General features: G+C 73.5%; 1 protein-coding gene and 2 pseudogenes. 1 reads left to right on the forward strand and 2 read right to left on the reverse strand.

From position 1 onward, the window contains the following. Together RH94_RS44805 and mshA are read right to left on the reverse strand one after the other, a co-directional pair. Positions 1 to 319, reverse strand: a pseudogene (locus RH94_RS44805) (YbjN domain-containing protein); the annotation flags it as partial. After that, positions 300 to 1,649 (reverse strand): D-inositol-3-phosphate glycosyltransferase, encoded by a 1,350-nt coding sequence (gene mshA, locus RH94_RS27530; protein WP_073950929.1) that lies wholly within the window; start codon positions 1,647 to 1,649, stop codon positions 300 to 302. The gene mshA and the pseudogene RH94_RS44805, both read right to left, overlap by 20 nt. 282 nt (positions 1,650 to 1,931) lie before the next feature. On the opposite strand from mshA, the pseudogene RH94_RS46800 reads away from it, so the two are divergent. Further along, a pseudogene (locus tag RH94_RS46800) lies at positions 1,932 to 2,016 on the forward strand (class I SAM-dependent methyltransferase); the annotation flags it as partial.

Raw genomic sequence — 2,016 nt, forward strand, 5'->3', positions numbered from 1 at the left:
GCAGCCGGCCGGTGACGTAGACGTCGCCGAGCTGGTCGACGGCGTAACTCACGCCGTACAGCTTGAGGTTGCGCTCCAGCAGCCAGCGGTGGACGCCGGACTCGTTCTCGTCGGGGTGGCGGATGACGAAGGCGTTGAGGGAGAGGGAGTGGCGGCCGACGATCATCTGCAGGGTGGTGGAGAGTTTGCGGGTGCCGGGGAGCTTCACCACGTAGGTGCCGGACCGGGGGCTCTCCCACTCCAGTTCGGCGTCCTTCAGGACGTCCTCGATGACCTGCGTCGCACGCTGCTGCTCTGCGTCACCCGTGGCGTTGCCCATGGGGGGAGCGTACGCGACGCCGGTGGGACTGCAGCGCGGCCGTGTACACGTCAGCGGTGGCCGCCGCCGAGGCGTCCCAGCCGAAGGAGCGTGCGTGCCGGGCGGCGGCGGCGCCCATCCGGTCGGCGAGGCGCGGTTCGTCGGCGAAGGCGTGCAGCACGCGCGCGTAGGCGGCCGGGTCGTGGCCCTGGACCAGGAATCCGGTCTCGCCGTCGCGCACGGCGACCGGCAGTCCGCCGACCGCGGCGGCGAGCACCGGGGTGCCGGCCGCCTGCGCCTCTATCGCGACCAGGCCGAAGGACTCGCTGTGGGAGGGCATGACCAGCACGGACGCGGCCCGGAACCAGTCGGCGAGCTCGTCCTGCCTGACGGGCGGCTGGAACCGTACGACGTCGGCGATGCCGAGCCGGGCCGCGAGCTTCTGCAGGCCCTCCGGCTTGGCGAGGCCGCTGCCGCTCGGGCCGCCGACGACGGGCACGAGGATGCGGGAGCGCAGCTCGGGCCGCTCCTCCAGCAGGACCCCTATGGCCCTGAGCAGCACGTCGGGGGCCTTCAGCGGCTGGATGCGGCCCGCGAAGAGCGGGATCAGGGCGTCCTGCGGCAGGCCGAGGCGGGCGCGGGCGGCGGCGCGGCCGTCGCCGGGGCGGAAGCGGGTGAGGTTCACGCCGGGGTGCACGACGGCGACCTTGGCGGGGTCGGCGCTGTAGTGCCGTACGAGCTCGTCGGCCTCTTCGTCGGTGTTGGCGATCAGCCGGTCGGCGGCGTCGACGATCTGGGTCTCGCCGATGACGCGGGCGGCGGGCTCGGGGGTGTCGCCGTCGGCCAGGTTGGCGTTCTTGACCTTGGCCATGGTGTGCATGGCGTGCACCAGGGGGACGCCCCAGCGCTGGGCGGCGAGCCAGCCGACGTGGCCGGAGAGCCAGTAGTGGGAGTGGACGAGGTCGTAGTGGCCGGGGCGGTGGCCGGCCCAGGCCTGCATCACGCCGTGCGTGAAGGCGCACAGCTGGGCGGGCAGGTCCTCCTTGGCCAGGCCCTCGTAGGGGCCGGCGTCGACGTGCCGGACGAGGACGCCGGGGGCGAGCTCGACGGCGGGCGGCAGGCCCCCCGCGGTGGCCCGGGTGAAGATCTCCACCTCGACGCCCTGGGCGGCCAGGCGCTGGGCGAGCTCCACGATGTAGACGTTCATGCCGCCGGCGTCGCCCGTGCCGGGCTGGTGCAGCGGTGAGGTGTGCACGGAGAGCATGGCCACGCGGCGGGGCCGGCGGTACAGCCTCAGCCGGGAGGCGGTCGCCGGGGAACGACGCCCGAGCCTGCTGATGTACTGGCTCACGTGGCGTTCCTCCTCGCTGCGGGCATGCCGGACGGAGCGCGCCGAGCGCCCTTCGGGAGGTAACGCCGGAGGGGACGGCTCCATTTCCGCCGCGGGGACCTTTGCCGAATCCTTACCAGAACTCGCTCAATCGTTCGATTTCAAGGGCGTGACGCACGCGTGTGTGGTGTGCGTGACGTCCGTGCGGCCGGAGCCCGGAGCGCCCCTACCCTCGTATCCATGGCATCCCGCGCAGCGCCCCTCCCCCACTCCCGGCTTCGCCCGAGCGGGGGGACCCCCGTCGTGGGAACGGTGACGCGCGGGACGACCAACCCCAACCGGCTCCGCCGCATGGACCGCTGGATCGCGGCCGTGCACGGTGCCGAGC

Source organism: Streptomyces kebangsaanensis (assembly GCF_001906585.1).
In the GTDB taxonomy this organism is placed as follows: Bacteria; Actinomycetota; Actinomycetes; order Streptomycetales; family Streptomycetaceae; genus Streptomyces; species Streptomyces kebangsaanensis.